Origin of the sequence: Streptomyces sp. JH14 (assembly GCF_029428675.1) — a bacterium.
GTDB lineage: Bacteria > Actinomycetota > Actinomycetes > Streptomycetales > Streptomycetaceae > Streptomyces.
On sequence record NZ_JAJNEL010000001.1, the window covers coordinates 5,142,013 to 5,160,016 of the forward strand.

Consider the following 18,004-nt stretch of genomic DNA (forward strand, 5'->3'; position numbering starts at 1 on the left):
TCCCTCTGTGACGGGTCTGGTGTATCGTCCCGAATGGGGCTGCGCCGTGGAAGAGACGGTGCGGGGGCGGCAGCGGAACGCGAGGGGGGCGACGGGCGATGTACGGCCGATGGACGAACGATCCGACGCGGCAGGGCGGTCGACGGAGACCGCCGGGACGCCCATCTCGCCGTGCCCGCACCCATCCGACGACCTCGGGGACACCTCGGTGAGCGCCCCGGAAAGCGCTCTCGGGGCGTTCCGTTCCCGGCAGTCGGCCATCGGCGGAGTGTCCGGGCTGGTCTCGCAGATCCTCCTCGGCCTGGTCTGCGGGGGTTACGCCGTGGGGGCGGCCTTCGGCTGGGGCTCGCCCGAACTGGCTCTCGTCATGGGTGACTTCGGCCTCAGTGCCGCGGCCCTGATCGCCGCAGTCTCCTGCTTCGTCTACGCGCACACGGCGTGCAACCGGTTTCGGCCCGCCTGGCTGCTGTTCTCGTTCTCCTCGCTGATGGCGGCCGGGGGAAACGCCGTCTGGGGCTACTACGAGGTCGTGCTCGGCCTCCCGGTCCCCAGTCCGTCCCTCGCCGACGTCTTCTTCCTCTGCTTCGCGCCGCCCGCCATCGTCGGTCTGCTCGTGCTCGCCAAACGTCCGGTCACCAAGGCCGGTTGGGTCTGTCTGATGCTGGACTCCTGGCTGATCGGCGGATCGCTCCTCACGCTCTCCTGGAGCCTCGCCCTCGCCCACACCGCGCATCTCGCGGACAGCGAGGGGGCGAGCGTGCCCCACGCGGCGCTCTCGCTGGCCTATCCGCTGCTCGACATCGTGCTGGTCTCCATGGTGCTCGCCCTGCACTTCCGGCGGGCCAACGTCAACCGCTCCGCGGTGAACACCGCCGTCGCCGCGCTCGCCCTGACCGTGCTCTCGGACGCGCTGTTCACCTCGCCGCTGCTGCGCCAGACCTATCACTCCGGCCAGCTGCTGGACGCCGGGTGGTTCGCCGGTTCGCTGCTTCTCGCGTACGCCCCCTGGGGCGCGAACCGGACGCGCGGCAACGCTGTCCAGCCGCACCCCTCCGCGCGCGCCACCAGCCGGCCGATCGCCGGATCTCTGGCCGCCCTCACGCCGTATCTCGCCGCTGCCGTCTGCACCCTCGGCATCCTCTACAACGTCATCGAGGGCCGCCGGGTGGACCACGTCGTGGTCCTCACCGGCTGTCTGGTGGTGCTCGCCCTGGTCGTCCGGCAGGGCATCATGCTCGTCGACAACATCGCGCTCACGCAGGAACTGGCGCAGAAGGAGAACCACTTCCGCTCGCTGGTCCAGGGCTCCAGCGACGTCATCATGATCGCCGCCCCCACCGGCATACTCCGGTACGTCAGCCCCGCAGCCTCCGGTGTCTACGGACGTGAGGCCGACGATCTCGTCGGCTCGGAGCTCGCCTCGATCATTCATCCCGAGGACCTGGGGCGCGTGGTCCACGAGGTGCGGCGGTTTCTGGCCGCGCCGCCCAGCGAGGAACCCACCACACGGATCGAGTGCCGGTTCAGGTCGGGCACCGGTGACTGGCTCAACGTGGAGTCCACCGTCAACCGTCATCAGGGCGGGCTGATCTTCAACAGCCGGGATGTGACCGAACGGGTGCGGCTGCAGGCCCAGTTGCAGCACAACGCCGAGCACGACCCGCTCACCGACCTGCCCAACCGGGCCCTGTTCACCCAGCGGGTCCGCCAGGCCCTGGGCGGCCGCCGCGCCGGCGACCCGGGTACCGCGGTGCTCTTCATCGACCTCGACGGATTCAAGGCGGTCAACGACCGTCTCGGCCATCAGGCGGGCGATGAGCTGCTCGTCCAGGCCGCCCGCCGCCTCCAGGAGTCCGTACGGGCGGGGGACACCGCCGCCCGCCTCGGCGGCGACGAATTCGCGGCGCTCATCATCGGCGACGGCACGCGCGACCAGGGGGCCCGGGACTACCAGGTCCACGAGATCGCCGACCGGCTGCGCCTCATGCTCTCGCAGCCGTACCGGATCGGCGGCGGCGAGGTCCGCGTCGCCGCGTCCATCGGTGTCGCCTTCGCCGAGCCCGCCATCACCCCGACCGACCTCATGCGCAACGCCGACCTCGCCATGTATCGCGCCAAGGCGGCCGGCAAGGACCGTGTCGAGCTGTACGCCCCGCAGATGCAGGCCGACGTCGTACGGCGCTCCGAACTCGCGGCCCGGCTGCACACCGCCCTGCGGGAGGGCGAGTTCGCCCTGCTCCACCAGCCCGTGGTCCATCTCGCCACCGGCACCGTCGCCGCGGTGGCGGCACAGGCCCGCTGGCGGTCCGCCCAGGGCATCCTGTTCACCCCCGCCGAGTTCCTCCGCGTCGCCGAGGACAGCGACCGCACCGCCGAGCTCGGCCGCTGGCTCCTCGAAGAGGCCGTCGAGCAGGCCGCCGACCGGGCCAGGGCCGGGCACCAGGTCTCCGTGGCCGTCCGGCTCTCCGCCCGGCGGCTGCTGGACAAGGCGATGCCGTTCGGCTCCGTCGAGGCGCTCCTGACCCGGCACGGCCTGCCCTCGGGGGCGCTGATGATCGAGGTCTCCGACAACGACCCCCGGGTCTCCTTCGACGAGCTCGAACAGCGCCTCGTCGCGCTGCGCCGACTGGGCGTACGGATCGCTCTCGACGGATTCGGCAGCGGCTACGCAGCGATCAACGCGCTGCGCCGACTCCCCATCGACGTCCTGAAGCTGGACCGCGGGCTCGTCGAGGGCGTCGTCGAGTCGGCCCGGCTGCACAAGATCACCAGCGGGCTGCTGAGGATCGCCTGCGACCTCGGTCTGCAGTCCGTGGCGGACGGGGTCGACGTACCGGAGCAGGTCCTCGCGCTGCGCGCCATGGGCTGCACGCATGGTCAGGGGATGGCCTTCTCCGGGCCGCTGGACGAGTACCGGCTCCGTCGGACCCTGGTGCGCGGGGAGTTCCCGGTGCCCGGCGGTTCCGTCGACCAGCCGGTCCTGACGGGTGGTTCGGCCCCGCTTCTCACCAGCTCACATTCTGAGACGCGCATCCCACCCACTTGACATGCCGTGCGCGTCGGAGAGAGGGTCAATGCCATGCGCACCCGAATTCTCGTACTTGGAAAGCGCGTCGGCTGAAAGCGGAGTCCCTCACGGACACTCTGCAGACCGCACCGACGCGCTCCCCTCGCTTGCCTCACGGCACGAGGGGTTTTTTGTTGTACTGACACACCTCAAAACCCCGCAAAAACCCTCAGCTTTCGAGAAGAGATGCCGATGACCGAGCAGGCCTCCGGGGCCCATCATCCCCAGCCGCGGGCCCGTACGGGCGGATCGTCCCCCGCCGCCATTGAGCACGTCACGGGTGCGCAGTCCCTCATCCGCTCCCTCGAGGAGGTGGGGGCCGAGACGGTATTCGGCATTCCCGGCGGCGCCATCCTTCCGGCGTACGACCCGATGATGGACTCCACCCGGGTCCGTCATGTGCTGGTCCGTCACGAGCAGGGTGCCGGACACGCCGCCACCGGCTATGCGCAGGCCACCGGCAAGGTCGGCGTCTGCATGGCGACCTCCGGTCCGGGCGCCACCAACCTGGTCACGCCGATCGCCGACGCGCACATGGACTCCGTCCCGCTGGTCGCGATCACCGGCCAGGTGGCCTCCGCGGCGATCGGCACGGACGCCTTCCAGGAGGCGGACATCGTCGGCATCACGATGCCGGTCACCAAGCACAACTTCCTGGTCACCCGGGCCGAGGACATCCCGCACACGATCGCAGAGGCCTTCCACATCGCCTCCACCGGCCGCCCGGGCCCCGTCCTCGTCGACATCGCCAAGGACGCCCTGCAGGCGAAGACCACGTTCAGCTGGCCGCCGACCCAGGACCTGCCCGGCTACCGTCCGGTCACCAAGCCGCACGCCAAGCAGATCCGCGAAGCCGCCAAGCTCATCACCCAGGCCAAGCGCCCGGTGCTGTACGTCGGCGGCGGCGTCATGAAGGCCGGGGCCACCGCGGAGCTGAAGGTCCTCGCCGAGCTCACCGGAGCGCCCGTCACCACCACCCTGATGGCGCTCGGTTCGTTCCCCGACAGCCACCCGCTGCACGTGGGAATGCCGGGCATGCACGGTTCGGTCACCGCCGTCACCGCGCTGCAGAAGGCCGACCTGATCGTCGCCCTCGGAGCCCGTTTCGACGACCGCGTCACCGGCAAGCTGGACAGCTTCGCCCCGTACGCCAAGATCGTCCACGCCGACATCGACCCGGCGGAGATCGGCAAGAACCGCGCCGCCGACGTGCCGATCGTCGGTGACGCCCGCGAGGTCATCGCCGACCTCGTCCAGGCGGTCCAGGCCGAGCACACCGAGGGACACACCGGCGACTACTCCGCCTGGTGGAAGGACCTCAACCGCTGGCGCGACACCTACCCGGTCGGCTACGACCTCCCCGAGGACGGCAGCCTCTCCCCGCAGCAGGTCATCCAGCGCATCGGCGAGCTCGCCCCCGAAGGCACGATCTTCGCGGCGGGCGTCGGCCAGCACCAGATGTGGGCCTCGCACTTCATCCAGTACGAGCAGCCCGCCACCTGGCTGAACTCCGGCGGCGCCGGAACGATGGGCTACGCGGTCCCGGCCGCGATGGGCGCCAAGGCCGGCATGCCGGACCGTACGGTCTGGGCGATCGACGGCGACGGCTGCTTCCAGATGACCAATCAGGAACTGACCACCTGCGCCCTCAACAACATCCCGATCAAGGTCGCGATCATCAACAACGGCGCGCTCGGGATGGTCCGCCAGTGGCAGACCCTCTTCTACAACCAGCGGTACTCCAACACCGTGCTGCACTCCGGAGCCGACAGCGAGGGCGCACCGGCGAAGGGCACCCGGGTGCCGGACTTCGTCAAGCTGTCCGAGGCCATGGGCTGCCACGCGATCCGCTGCGAGGACCCGGCCGATCTGGACAAGGTCATCGCCGAGGCCAACGCGATCAACGACCGCCCGGTCGTCATCGACTTCATCGTCCACGAGGACGCCATGGTGTGGCCGATGGTCGCCGCCGGCACCTCCAACGACGAGGTCATGGCCGCGCGCGGTGTCCGCCCCGACTTCGGCGACAACGAAGACGACTGAGAGAGACCGACTCCATGTCCACCAAGCACACGCTCTCCGTCCTGGTCGAGAACAAGCCCGGTGTCCTCGCCCGGATCACGGCCCTGTTCTCCCGACGCGGCTTCAACATCGACTCCCTCGCCGTCGGTACCACCGAGCACCCCGACATCTCGCGCATCACCATCGTCGTGAATGTCGAGGACCTGCCGCTGGAGCAGGTGACCAAGCAGCTCAACAAGCTGGTCAACGTACTGAAGATCGTCGAACTCGAGCCGTCCGCTGCGATCCAGCGTGAGCTCGTCCTGGTGAAGGTCCGCGCCGACAACGAGACCCGCTCCCAGATCGTCGAGATCGTCCAGCTGTTCCGCGCCAAGACCGTGGACGTCTCCCCCGAGGCCGTCACGATCGAGGCGACCGGCGGCGCCGACAAGCTGGAGGCCATGCTCAAGATGCTGGAGCAGTACGGCATCAAGGAGCTCGTCCAGTCCGGCACCATCGCCATAGGGCGCGGCGCGCGCTCGATCACCGACCGTTCGCTGCGCGCCCTCGACCGTACGGCTTAAGGCACCACCCCCTCGCCGCTCGTATGGCGAGACCGGAAAACGAAACTGGCGCACCCCGCCGTACGGTGGGACGCAACACCTGCACACCAAGGAGAGACCCAGTGGCCGAGCTGTTCTACGACGACGATGCCGACCTGTCCATCATCCAGGGCCGCAAGGTCGCGGTCATCGGATACGGCAGCCAGGGCCACGCCCACGCGCTGTCGCTGCGTGACTCGGGTGTCGACGTCCGTGTCGGTCTGCACGAGGGCTCCAAGTCCAAGGCCAAGGCCGAGGAGCAGGGCCTGCGCGTGGTGACTCCGGCGGAGGCCGCCGCCGAGGCCGACGTCATCATGATCCTCGTCCCGGACCCGCTCCAGGCCCAGGTCTACGAGGAGTCCATCAAGGACAACCTCAAGGACGGCGACGCGCTGTTCTTCGGCCACGGCCTGAACATCCGGTTCGACTTCATCAAGCCGCCGGCCAACGTCGACGTCTGCATGGTCGCCCCGAAGGGCCCGGGCCACCTCGTCCGCCGTCAGTACGAGGAGGGCCGCGGCGTTCCGTGCATCGTGGCCGTCGAGCAGGACGCCTCGGGCAACGGCCTGGCGCTGGCCCTGTCGTACGCCAAGGGCATCGGCGGCACCCGTGCCGGCGTCATCAAGACGACCTTCACCGAGGAGACCGAGACCGACCTCTTCGGCGAGCAGGCCGTCCTCTGCGGCGGCACCGCCGCTCTGGTCAAGGCCGGTTTCGAGACCCTGACCGAGGCCGGCTACCAGCCGGAGATTGCCTACTTCGAGTGCCTCCACGAGCTGAAGCTCATCGTCGACCTGATGTACGAGGGCGGCCTGGAGAAGATGCGCTGGTCGATCTCGGAGACCGCCGAGTGGGGCGACTACGTCACCGGCCCGCGGATCATCACGGACGCCACCAAGGCCGAGATGAAGAAGGTCCTCGCGGAGATCCAGGACGGCACCTTCGCCAAGAACTGGATGGCCGAGTACCACAACGGTCTGCCCAAGTACAACGAGTACAAGAAGGCCGACAGCGACCACCTGCTGGAGACCACCGGCCGTGAGCTGCGGAAGCTCATGAGCTGGGTCAACGACGAGGACGCGTAGGTCCTTCGCGGCGGGGCGGGTCTGCTGACCCGCCCCGCCGCGCTTTTCCCACATCACCGCTGGAAGAGGCGGCGCCGTACGTGTGTACAAGTCGTCCAGCCCCGTGTGGGTGATCCTTCCATCGGGGTGCAGAATGCGCCGTCGCGCATGACTACACTGCTCCACACATACACGCGTCAGGCCCACAGTGTCGTGCGTCTTCCACGCGGCAAGCCCCTCCACCGCCTGCGGCCGTCGGGACGGCCGTCCGCACTGGACTTGTGAGGACTCACGTGAGCTCGAAACCTGTCGTACTCATCGCTGAAGAGCTGTCGCCCGCCACGGTTGACGCCCTGGGTCCGGATTTCGACATCCGGCACTGCAACGGCGCGGACCGCGCCGAGCTCCTTCCCGCGATCGCCGATGTCGACGCCATCCTGGTGCGCTCCGCCACCAAGGTCGACGCCGAGGCCATCGCCGCCGCGACGAAGCTGAAGGTCGTCGCCCGCGCGGGCGTCGGTCTGGACAACGTCGACGTGTCCGCGGCCACGAAGGCCGGCGTGATGGTCGTCAACGCCCCGACCTCCAACATCGTCACCGCCGCCGAGCTCGCCTGCGGCCTGCTCGTCGCCACCGCGCGCAACATCCCGCAGGCCAACACCGCCCTGAAGAACGGCGAGTGGAAGCGCTCCAAGTACACCGGCGTCGAGCTGAGCGAGAAGACCCTCGGTGTCGTCGGCCTCGGCCGCATCGGTGTCCTGGTCGCGCAGCGCATGTCGGCCTTCGGCATGAAGATCGTCGCGTACGACCCCTATGTGCAGCCGGCCCGCGCCGCGCAGATGGGTGTCAAGCTCCTCGCGCTGGACGAGCTGCTGGAGGTCTCCGACTTCATCACCGTGCACCTGCCGAAGACCCCCGAGACGCTCGGCCTGATCGGCGACGAGGCGCTGCACAAGGTGAAGCCCACCGTGCGGATCGTCAACGCCGCGCGCGGCGGCATCGTCGACGAGGAGGCGCTCGCCTCCGCCCTCAAGGAGGGCCGCGTCGCCGGCGCCGGTCTCGACGTGTACACGAAGGAGCCCTGCACGGACTCCCCGCTCTTCCAGTTCGACCAGGTCGTCTGCACCCCGCACCTCGGCGCCTCCACCGACGAGGCCCAGGAGAAGGCCGGCATCGCGGTCGCCAAGTCCGTGCGCCTCGCGCTCGCCGGTGAGCTCGTGCCGGACGCGGTCAACGTCCAGGGCGGCGTCATCGCCGAGGACGTACGTCCCGGCCTGCCGCTCGCCGAGAAGCTCGGCCGGATCTTCACCGCGCTCGCGGGCGAGGTCGCGGCCCGCCTCGATGTCGAGGTGTACGGCGAGATCACCCAGCACGACGTCAAGGTGCTGGAACTCTCCGCGCTCAAGGGTGTCTTCGAGGACGTCGTCGACGAGACGGTGTCGTATGTCAACGCCCCGCTCTTCGCTCAGGAGCGCGGTGTCGAGGTCCGCCTCACCACCAGCTCCGAGTCGCCGGACCACCGCAATATGGTGACCGTCCGCGGCACGCTGGCCAACGGCGAGGAGGTCGCGGTCTCCGGCACGCTGGCCGGCCCCAAGCACCTCCAGAAGATCGTCGCGATCGGCGAGCACGATGTGGACCTGGCGCTCGCCGACCACATGGTCGTCCTGCGGTACGAGGACCGTCCCGGCGTCGTCGGCACGGTCGGCAAGATTCTCGGCGAGGCCGGTCTCAACATCGCGGGCATGCAGGTCTCGCGTGCGGTCGCGGGGGGCGAGGCGCTGGTCGTCCTGACCGTCGACGACAGCGTTCCGGCCTCGGTCCTGGCCGAGATCGCCGAGGAGATCGGCGCGACCTCGGCCCGCTCGGTGAACCTGAACGACTGATCGCAGCCCTTGGTCAGGCCGTACCCGGCATGTAGACGCACGTCTTACACGAACGTCTACATGCCGGGTACGCTGCTGTCATGGGACACCGTGAAGATCTGCTCGAAGGCGCCAAGCGCTGCCTGCTGGACAAGGGGTACGCCCGGACGACGGCACGCGACATCGTGGCGGCCTCCGGTACCAACCTCGCCTCCATCGGCTACCACTACGGCTCCAAGGAGGCCCTGCTCAATCTGGCCTTCCTGCGGCTGACCGAGGAGTGGGGCGACCGGATCACCGTGCCGGCCGACGAACTCGGGGACGGCGATGCGCCCGCCGCACCGCTCGACCAGTTCCGCGCAGCGTGGGACAAGGTCATCAACAGCTACCCGGAGAGCCGGGCGATCTGGAAGCTCCAGACGGAGGTCGTGTCCCGGCTCGACACCGACCCCGAGCTCCAGAAGGCCCTGGCCGGGCCGCAGCAGGAGGGCCGCGCGGGCCTCGCCGAGAACATGCTGGGCATCGATCCGGAAGCCGATCCCGAGACGGCGCGCGTCGTCGGACTGTTCTGCCAGGCCCTGCTCGTGGGTGTGATGGTGCAGTGGATGGTCGACGAGGAGAGCGCACCCTCGGCGCAGGATCTGACGGACGGCCTGCGAGCGATCCTCGAAGGCCGCCGGTCCTGAGGAGGAGCGGTCATCCGGCGCGGCATCCGGTCAGGTGCCGGGCGGCGGCAGCGCCCGGCACAGTGCCTCCAGTGCCGCACCGTACGCATGGTCCGGCGGCGTCGCGTAGCCCACGACCAGACCGTCCTCGGCGGGCATCGTGGCCGCCGGATGGCGGAAGTCGGCCAGTGGGTCCAGGCCGAGGCCCTGCCAGGCGGCGGCCTTGACGGTGGAACGTTCGGTGCCGGGCGGCAGCCGCAGGACGGCGTGCAGGCCGGCGGCGATGCCGGTGGGCGCGATGTGCGGGGCGTGCGCGGCCAGGGCGGCGACCAGTTGGTCGCGCCGGCGCCGGTAGCGCTGCCGCATCCGGCGGATGTGCCGGTCGTAGTGGCCGGACTCGATGAAGTCGGCGAGCGCGAGCTGGTCCAGGACGCTCGCCCGGCCCTCGCGTTCCCCCTTGGTGGCCAGCGCGGCGTCGACGAGGTGCTCGGGCAGCACCATCCAGCCCAGACGGATGGCGGGGGAGAGGCTCTTGCTGACGGAGCCGAGATGGACGACCCGGTCGGGGCCGAGTCCCTGGACGGCGCCCACCGGCTCCCGGTCGTAGCGGAACTCACCGTCGTAGTCGTCCTCCAGCACCAGCCCGCCGCTGGTGCGGGCCCAGTCGACCACGGCCGTTCGCCGCCGCGGGTGCAGCGGACCGCCCGTCGGGAACTGATGGGCCGGGGTGAGCAGCACGCTCCTTACGCCCGGCAGCTCCGACAACTCCCCGGTGAGGGCCCCGTGTTCGTCGAGCGTCAGCGGAACCGTGCGGACTCCGGCCGCGGCCAGGATCTGGCGGTGGAAGCCGAGCCCGTACGACTCCACGGCCAGCGGGCCGCGCACCACCCCTGCACCGAAAAGAAGCCGCAGCGCATGGGCGAAACCCGAGCAGATCACGATCCGTTCGGGGGTGCAGCGCACCCCGCGCACGCGCCCCAGATAGCCGGCGAGCGCGCGGCGCAGCTCGATGCGGCCCTGTGGATCGCCGGGGCCGAAGGCGTCGTTCGGTGCGGCGTTCACCGCACGGCGTGCGGATGCGAGCCATGCGGTACGGGGGAAGGACGCGGCGTCCGGCCGGCCCTGGCGCAGGTTGTGCACGGGCGGGTCCGGACGGGCCGGGGTCCTCGTCGGGACACGGGCCGGGGCGGCGGGGGCGGCGCGGTGCGCGACCCGGGTGCCGGAACCCTGACGGGCGGTCAGCCAGCCCTCGGCGACCAGTTCGGCGTAGGCGTCGGCGACGGTGTTGCGGGCCAGACCGAGGTCGGCCGCGAGCGAGCGGTAGGGCGGCAGCCGGGTGCCCGGAGGCAGCCTGCCCGCCCGGACGGCGTCGCGCAGCGCGCGGATGAGAACGGCTCGGCGACTGCCGGGGCCGGTCAGCTCCAGCAGCAGGTCACTGCCGATCCGTTCCGCCGAATTGACCCATGATTCCGACACGGAAATGCACCCTACGCGAGGTCGGTCGGCTCCGTACCGTAGTGATCATGACGAACGACGAAACAGTCACCCGAATCCCCCGCATCGACTTCGCCAAGGCGGCCCCGAAGGCGTTCAAGGCCCTCATCGGCTTCGACGCAGCCGCCCGCCAGGGCCTGGACCCCGCCCTCGTCGAACTGGTCCAGATCCGGTCCTCCCAGCTCAACGGGTGCGCGTACTGCCTGCACATGCACACCACGGACGCCCGCAAGGCGGGCGAGAGCGAGGAGCGGCTGCACATGGTCGCCGTCTGGCGGGAGGCCGCCCCCTTCTTCACGGAGAAGGAGCGGGCGGCGCTCGCGCTCACCGAGGCCGTCACCCTGGTCTCCAGTGGCGGCGTCCCGGACGACGTCTACGCCCGCGCGGCGGCCCACTTCGACGAGCCCGAGCTGGCCGGGCTGCTGGCCCTGATCTTCACGATCAACACCTGGAACCGCATCGCGCTGAGCACCGCGAAGGTGCCGGGCACGGACGAGCGGGTGGCCCACTGAGGGGAACGGCGGCGCTCCGCGACGCCGCCCCACCGTCATCGCCTAGAGCCGCGCCCCCTTCAGCGCCATGTGCAGCAGCAGCCGGTCCTCGCCGTCGTTCAGATCCAGACCGGTGAGCTGCTCGACCCGGGACAGCCGGTAGTACAGCGTCTGGCGGTGGATGCCGAGTTCGCCCGCCGTGCGGCTCGCCTGGCCCGCACAGTCGAGGAACACCTCGGCGGTGCGGGCCAGATCCGCGTGCGACGGGGTGAGCAGGGGGCGCACCACGGGGTCCGGGGCGGTGTCCGTGGTCGACGGGAGGGCGGTCAGCAGGCGGTACGGGCCGATGTCCGTCCAGTCGGCGACCGGGCCGAAGCGGATCTCCGCCGCCGCCGCGCGGGCCGCCGCCGACGCCTCGTGCCACGCCGCGGCCAGCTCCGGCAGGCCCCGGCGCGGTACCGAGACCCCGGCGGTCGCCGTTGGGCCGGCGGTGGTGCGCAGCCGGTCGGCCGCGGTCGTCGCCGGGTCGAGTACCTCGGGCGAGCGCAGCCGGACCAGGGCGGCCAGCGACAGGGTGCCCGCCCCCGCCGGCGACGGAACCGTGGACAGCGCCGCCGCGGACGGCACCGTACGCACGGACGGGGTCTCGTCCGGCCACGGCGTGACGCAGACCACCGTGTGCAGCCCGTCCGCATCCGGGCCCAGGGCCTCGCGCAGCGCGGCGACCGCCATGTCGCGCTGCCAGCCCCGCCCCGCCGTGAGCACCGCACCGAACTCCCGGGACAGATCCGCGCCCGCCCGTGCCTCGTCGGAGAGCAGCGCCCCGATCCGGGCCGCCACGTCCATGGCGGCGGTCAGCTGTTCGTCGGTCGGGCCGGGGTCCGCGTCGAGCAGCCATACGTAACCGAGCACGACGCCCCGATGGCGTACCGGCAGACAGATCCTGCCGCGGAACACTCCGGCCTCCGGGGCTGCCGGGATACGGACCGGACCGGTGGCCCGGGCGATGCCGAAGCCCTCGAACCAGGCACGGACGGCCGGGGTGGAGCGCCGGGTCAGGATCGACCGGGTGCGGACCGGGTCCATGGCCGTGTCGTCGTCGCTGTCGTGCGCCCCGAAGGCGACCAGGCCGAAATCCCGGTTCTCCAGTGTCGCGGGGACGCCGAGCAGCGCGGAGATCTCGTCGACCAGCTCCTGATAATCGCCCTTCACGCGGCCATTCTCGCACCACTTCAGACATATGTCTGAGATCCAGGGCATGGATGCGTGACAGCTGTCGATGGTCCAGGATCGGAGGGATCCTTAGATTTCACGGTGGTTCTCCGTGCCGTACCGGTCTGAGTCATTTTCTGCCGGTCCGGCCCTCGTTCATACTTTTCCGTTGGAGGTGCCCCGTGCTGGCTCCCGTGATCCTCGCTGCGTCACGCAGTGACAAGATGCGCCGTTTCATCTCGGCCGCCCCGGGGACCAAGCAGGTCGTCGACCGGTTCATCGCCGGCGAGACGGTCGAGCAGGTCGTCCCGATCATCAAGGACGCCGCCGGGAAGGGCCTCGAGGTCACCCTCGACGTCGTCGGCGAGGACATCACGACGCCCGAGCAGGCCACCGCCGCGCGCGACGCGTACCTGGAGCTCATCGACCGCCTGAAGGACCTCGGCCTCGGCACCAGGGCCGAGATGTCCGTCAAGCTGTCGATGTTCGGCCAGGCACTGGAGGGCGGCCACGAGATGGCGCTCGCCAACGTCCGCCCGGTCGTCGAGGCCGCCGCCGCGATCGGCACCACGGTCACCCTGGACGCCGAGGACCACACCACCCTCGACTCGATGTTCGCCATCCACGAGGAGCTGCGGAAGGACTTCCCGCAGACCGGCTGTGTCATCCAGGCCTACCTGTTCCGCACCGAGGAGGACGCCCGCCGCCTCGCCGCCGCCGGCAGCCGCGTCCGCATCGTGAAGGGCGCCTACAAGGAGCCCGCCTCCGTCGCGTACCAGGACAAGGCCGAGATCGACAAGGCGTACGTCCGGATCCTGAAGACCCTCATGGAGGGCGACGGGTACCCGATGATCGGATCCCACGACCCGCGGCTCATCGCCATCGGGCAGGAGCTCGCCCGCAAGGCCGGACGCAAACTGGACGAGTACGAGTTCCAGATGCTGTACGGGATCCGCAGCGACGAGCACGTCCGGCTCGCGGCCGAGGGGCACCGGATGCGTGTCTACACCGCGTACGGGACCGACTGGTACGGGTACTTCATGCGCCGTCTCGCGGAGAAGCCGGCCAACCTGCTCTTCTTCGCCCGCTCCATCCTCACCAAGGGCTGAGCCCCCTCCTCTCTCTAGCTAAGGAGCAACGGAACTCATGGACGCTGTGACCCAGGTCCCCGCGCCGGTCAACGAGCCGGTCCACTCCTACGCCCCGGGTTCCCCGGAGCGCGCCCGTCTGGAGGCGAAGCTCAAGGAGCTCGCCGAGAACCCGATCGACCTGCCGATGACCATCGGCGGCGAGAAGAGGATGGGCGGCGGCGAGCGGTTCGACGTCGTGCAGCCGCACAACCACAAGGCCGTCATCGGTACGTTCGCCGGTGCCACCGAGCGGGACGCGCAGGACGCGATCGACGCCGCCCTCGCCGCCGCTCCGGCGTGGCGTGCGATGTCCTTCGACGACCGCGCCGCGATCATCCTGCGCGCCGCCGAGCTGCTGTCCGGCCCCTGGCGCGAGACGCTGGCCGCGTCCACCATGCTCGGCCAGTCGAAGACCGCCCAGCAGGCCGAGATCGACACCCCCTGCGAGCTCGTCGACTTCTGGCGCTTCAACGTGCACTACGCGCGCCAGATCCTGGCCGAGCAGCCCCCGGCCAACTCCCCGGGCGTGTGGAACCGCATGGACCACCGCCCGCTGGAGGGCTTCGTCTACGCGATCACGCCGTTCAACTTCACGGCCATCGCGGGCAACCTTCCCACCGCCCCCGCCCTCATGGGCAACGTCGTCGTGTGGAAGCCGTCCCCGACGCAGACCCACTCCGCCGTGCTGCTGATGCAGCTCCTGGAGGAGGCCGGTCTGCCCAAGGGCGTCATCAACCTGGTGACCGGCGACGGCATCGCCGTCTCCGAGGTCGCCCTGAACCACCGTGACCTGGCCGGTATCCACTTCACCGGCTCGACCCCGACCTTCCAGCACCTGTGGAAGACGGTCGGCAACAACATCGCCAACTACCGCACGTACCCGCGTCTGGTCGGCGAGACCGGCGGCAAGGACTTCGTCGTCGCGCACCCCAGCGCCGACCGCGCCGTCCTGAAGACCGCGCTGACCCGTGGCTCCTTCGAGTTCCAGGGCCAGAAGTGCTCGGCGTCCTCCCGGGCGTACGTCCCGGCCTCCATCTGGAACTCCGGTTTCAAGGAGGAGTTCGCGGCCGAGGTCGACTCCATCACCATGGGTGACGTCACCGATCTGTCGAACTTCATCGGCGCCGTCATCGACGAGCGCGCGTTCGCCAAGAACAAGGCAGCGATCGACCGGGCCGAGGCCGACGCGTCCTGCACCGTCGTCGCGGGCGGCACGTACGACGACTCGGTCGGCTACTTCGTACGCCCGACGGTCATCGAGTGCGCCGACCCGGCCAACGAGGTCTTCACGACCGAGTACTTCGGCCCGATCCTCGCGGTCCACGTGTACGAGGACGACAAGTACGACGAGATGCTGGAGCAGATGGAGTCGGTCTCCGACTACGCGCTGACCGGCTCGGTCATCTCGGGTGACCGTGCCGCGGCCGCGTACACGATGGAGAAGCTCCGCTACGCCGCGGGCAACTTCTACATCAACGACAAGTCGACCGGCGCCGTCGTCGGCCAGCAGCCCTTCGGCGGTGGCCGCGCCTCGGGTACGAACGACAAGGCGGGCGCCCCGCAGAACCTGCAGCGCTGGACGCTGACCCGCGCCATCAAGGAGACGCTGGTCCCGCCGACCGAGTACACCTACCCCCACCAGGGCTGACCCCCTCGGGGCGCGCCACGCGCGCACCCCGCCACAAGTCCCGCCCCCGTCCGGCTCCCCCCAGCCGGACGGGGGCGGATTCCATTTCCGGCCGGTGCCCGGATCACTCGCGCCGTTCAGGCCCAGCCGTGCACGATGAGCGCCAGCCCCGCCGCGAACCCGCCGCCGAGCAGCACCAGATACCGCCCGTACTGCCGCCGGTGACGCCGCATCAGCAGCCCGAACCCGGCGAAGCCCAGTCCCACCGTCAGCGTTCGTGCACCGCGCGCCGTCGCCGACGCGGCGAACCACTGCGCCGGCCCGGTCCCGGCCCTGCCCGCCTCCGCGCCGTACACCTTGAACGGGATGCCGTTCCACGGCTGGTGGCGCACTGCCGAAGCCCCCTCGAGCGCCAGCTCGTGCCGGACCTCGGCCCGCATCCGGTCCGTGGTCAACGGCGCGGGCACCTGCACGCCCGAGGCGGCCAGCTGAAGGGCGAGCAGGCCGCCCGCCACGCTGCCCGCGAGCGCCCCCAGCGACATCTTCGGTGCCGCACGCGGCGCCGCCGCAAGCAGCAGTTCCGGCATCAACGGCCAGCTCAGCGCCTCGGCGAACGCCCAGCAGAAGGCCAGCGGCAGGCCCCATCGCGAGGTGACGACCGCCGCGACGCGTCGCCGCGCCGGCGAGTCCCGCAGCGGCTCCGACGTCGTACGCGTGTGCAGTGCCACGACCGCGTCACGGGCCTGTTCCGCGGTGACGACGGGCGGCAACGGGTCGCCGACCGCCACCCGCACCAGCGCCGAACGCAGCCGCCCGTGCTTCGGCAGCAGCCGGTCCGTACCGCCGATCCCGACCGGCACGACCGGAACCCCGGCCCGTTCCGCCAGGACCAGCGCGCCCCGGTGGAAGGAACCGAGCTTGCCGTCCTTGCCCCGGGTGCCCTCAGGGAAGAGCACGACCGCACGGCCGGCCCGCAGCTCGTCCGCCATGGTCAGCAGGTCGTCCATGCCCCCGCCGCTGCGCCGCACCGGGAAACCCGCGGCGAGCCTGCGGCAGATCCGGCGCCGCCAGGGCGAGTCGAACCAGTAGTCGGCGGCCGCCCCGATCGCGGGGGAGTGCCGGGCGTCGAGCGCGGCGAGCAGCGCGGCCGTGTCGGCGTGCGAGGAGTGGTTGGCGACCACCACGCAGCCGCCGCGGGGCAGTCGGCCCCGCCGTTCCACCCCGCCGGTGACGCTGAGGACGCTCCACCACAGGCCGCGGCGGAGCGCGGCGCCGAAGCGGGAGCGTACGGGGAGCACGGACCGTACGCCGTGGTCGGTCGTGCGCGCGGGAGGCGTCATCGTCGTCACACCGCCACCATCGCCAGGAGAAGGGCCACCAGCAGGGAGTCGATCCGGTCGAGCAGACCGCCGAAGCCGGGCAGCCAGCTCCCCGCGTCCTTGACCCCGGACTCCCGCTTGACCATCGATTCGAGCAGGTCACCGAGGACACAGCCGCCGAGCACCGCACCCCACAGCGGCAGCGAGAACGCGCCGAGTACCAGCAGGAGCAACGCCGTTGCGACCGCCGCGCCCAGCACACCCGCCCATGTCTTGTTGGGGGAGAGCGGCGACAGCGGCCCGGACAGTGGTCCGCGGCGGCCCAGCGCCGTGCCGCCGCACCAGGCGCCGACATCGCCGAGCGCCACCGCGAGGCCCACCGCGACGCCCGTGTCGCCGAGCGTCACCAGACCGGTCAGCGCGACCGGGATCCACAGCAGTCCGAACACGGAACGAGCGGCGCGGGTGAAGCCGGACCTGTCGTCCCCGCCCAGCAGCGACGGAAGCGCGGCGGCGATCAGCAGCAGCGCGGCAGCCCGTACGCCCAGGGCCCCGGGCGCCAGCCACGCGAGGGCCGGGAGCGTGACCGCGGCCGTGACGAGCACCGCATGGTCCGCCCGGCTCAGCCCCGCCATCCGTACGAACTCGCTCACCGCGACCACCCCGAGACCCGCGGCCAGCGCGAACGTCCCGCCGCCGCCCAGGAAGTACGCCCCCAGGAAGACGGGTGCGACCAGTGCCCAGGTCCGCCACCGCCGGCGCAGCTCGGCCCGCATCCGGACCTTCGACGGCAGTACGGCGACCGCGACCCCGCCCGCCCCCAGCACACCGGCGACCAGTGGCACGGCCCGCGCCGCCGCCTCCTCTGCGATCAGTGCGACGCTCATGCCGGCTCCCGCCACAGCCAGGCCAGCCGGGCCGCCGCGGTCAGCAGCGAACCGGCGGCGATCACGGCCAGGACAGGCACCGCCCAGCCGCTCGCCGCCGCGACGACGACCAGCAGGCAGCGTTCGGTCTTGCCGACCGGACCACCGTTGCGCCGGGGCGCGCCCGCCGCCGCGCCCGCCAGCGACACCCAGGACGGCAGCGTCGCCGCGAGTCCGGCGGCCGCCACCAGCCACAGCGGGGCGAGCGTCAGGAAACCGGCCAGGACCAGCAGATCGGCTGCCCGGTCGCCGAGTTCGTTGAGCACCGCACCGCGCCGGGTGGTCCGGCCGGTGTCGCGGGCCAGCGCCCCGTCGAGGTTGGCGAAGGCGAGCCGGGCCGCCAGCAGCACGGCGACCGGCAGAGCGGCGAGGCCGGTGGGCAGCCAGGCCAGTGCGGCGGCGGCACCCGCCGCCGAGACCACGCCGGCCGCGGTGAGGGTGTCGGGCGACACCTCGTGGCGGACGAGCGCGGCGCGGGCACCGGAGAGCCGGTCCGCGTACCAGGGCTTGAGAGCGTAGAGGCCGTTCATGGGTCCAACTC

At 70.9% G+C, this 18,004-nt stretch carries 14 protein-coding genes; 9 read left to right on the plus strand and 5 right to left on the minus strand.

The genetic code is table 11. The features are described 5' to 3' along the window. Positions 1-208: 208 nt before the first annotated feature. From LRD69_RS23340 to LRD69_RS23365, 6 genes are all read left to right on the plus strand, one after another. Positions 209-3,046 (plus strand): EAL domain-containing protein, encoded by a 2,838-nt coding sequence (locus tag LRD69_RS23340; protein WP_277328497.1) that lies wholly within the window; start codon positions 209-211, stop codon positions 3,044-3,046. Positions 3,047-3,253: 207 nt separating this feature from the next. Next, positions 3,254-5,110: an acetolactate synthase large subunit gene (locus LRD69_RS23345; protein ID WP_277328498.1), complete on the plus strand. Its 1,857-nt coding sequence runs from the start codon at positions 3,254-3,256 to the stop codon at positions 5,108-5,110. Positions 5,111-5,124: 14 nt separating this feature from the next. Continuing rightward, entirely contained in the window at positions 5,125-5,652 is a 528-nt protein-coding gene (gene ilvN, locus LRD69_RS23350; protein ID WP_018553223.1) for an acetolactate synthase small subunit, read from the plus strand. 101 nt (positions 5,653-5,753) lie between these two features. Next, on the plus strand, positions 5,754-6,755 hold the full coding sequence (ilvC, locus tag LRD69_RS23355; protein WP_277328499.1) for a ketol-acid reductoisomerase: 1,002 nt from the start codon (positions 5,754-5,756) through the stop codon (positions 6,753-6,755). Positions 6,756-7,027: 272 nt separating this feature from the next. Next, positions 7,028-8,620: a phosphoglycerate dehydrogenase gene (serA, locus tag LRD69_RS23360; protein ID WP_277328500.1), complete on the plus strand. Its 1,593-nt coding sequence runs from the start codon at positions 7,028-7,030 to the stop codon at positions 8,618-8,620. 80 nt (positions 8,621-8,700) lie between these two features. Then, positions 8,701-9,285, plus strand: coding sequence for a TetR/AcrR family transcriptional regulator (locus tag LRD69_RS23365; protein ID WP_277328501.1), 585 nt, complete (start codon positions 8,701-8,703; stop codon positions 9,283-9,285). Between the two features lie 30 nt (positions 9,286-9,315). Here LRD69_RS23365 and LRD69_RS23370 read toward each other — a convergent pair whose 3' ends face one another. Further along, the gene (locus LRD69_RS23370) at positions 9,316-10,740 is read right to left on the minus strand and encodes a PLP-dependent aminotransferase family protein (RefSeq protein ID WP_277328502.1); all 1,425 of its coding nucleotides are present in this window, start codon (positions 10,738-10,740) and stop codon (positions 9,316-9,318) included. Positions 10,741-10,787: 47 nt separating this feature from the next. On the opposite strand from LRD69_RS23370, the gene LRD69_RS23375 reads away from it, so the two are divergent. After that, positions 10,788-11,270 carry a carboxymuconolactone decarboxylase family protein gene (locus tag LRD69_RS23375; protein WP_277328503.1) on the plus strand — a complete coding sequence of 161 codons (483 nt, stop codon included), beginning with the start codon at positions 10,788-10,790 and terminating at the stop codon, positions 11,268-11,270. A 42-nt stretch (positions 11,271-11,312) separates the two neighbouring features. On the opposite strand, the gene LRD69_RS23380 is transcribed toward LRD69_RS23375, so the two are convergent. Next, positions 11,313-12,461 carry a helix-turn-helix domain-containing protein gene (locus LRD69_RS23380; protein ID WP_277328504.1) on the minus strand — a complete coding sequence of 383 codons (1,149 nt, stop codon included), beginning with the start codon at positions 12,459-12,461 and terminating at the stop codon, positions 11,313-11,315. A 182-nt stretch (positions 12,462-12,643) separates the two neighbouring features. On the opposite strand from LRD69_RS23380, the gene LRD69_RS23385 reads away from it, so the two are divergent. After that, positions 12,644-13,570 carry a proline dehydrogenase family protein gene (locus tag LRD69_RS23385; RefSeq protein ID WP_277328505.1) on the plus strand — a complete coding sequence of 309 codons (927 nt, stop codon included), beginning with the start codon at positions 12,644-12,646 and terminating at the stop codon, positions 13,568-13,570. A gap of 37 nt (positions 13,571-13,607) precedes the next feature. Beyond that, entirely contained in the window at positions 13,608-15,239 is a 1,632-nt protein-coding gene (pruA, locus tag LRD69_RS23390) for an L-glutamate gamma-semialdehyde dehydrogenase (protein WP_277328506.1), read from the plus strand. 116 nt (positions 15,240-15,355) lie between these two features. Here the strand turns inward: pruA and LRD69_RS23395 are convergent, their stop codons facing one another. From LRD69_RS23395 to LRD69_RS23405, 3 genes are read right to left on the minus strand one after another with little or no spacing between them, the layout of a single operon-like run. Further along, complete coding sequence (locus LRD69_RS23395; RefSeq protein ID WP_277329852.1) at positions 15,356-16,558, minus strand: lysophospholipid acyltransferase family protein; 1,203 nt, start codon at positions 16,556-16,558, stop codon at positions 15,356-15,358. 5 nt (positions 16,559-16,563) lie between these two features. After that, complete coding sequence (locus tag LRD69_RS23400; protein ID WP_277328507.1) at positions 16,564-17,424, minus strand: phosphatidate cytidylyltransferase; 861 nt, start codon at positions 17,422-17,424, stop codon at positions 16,564-16,566. Beyond that, positions 17,421-17,993 carry a CDP-alcohol phosphatidyltransferase family protein gene (locus LRD69_RS23405; RefSeq protein WP_277328508.1) on the minus strand — a complete coding sequence of 191 codons (573 nt, stop codon included), beginning with the start codon at positions 17,991-17,993 and terminating at the stop codon, positions 17,421-17,423. Before LRD69_RS23405 ends, LRD69_RS23400 begins: the two co-directional genes overlap by 4 nt. Positions 17,994-18,004: the final 11 nt, after the last annotated feature.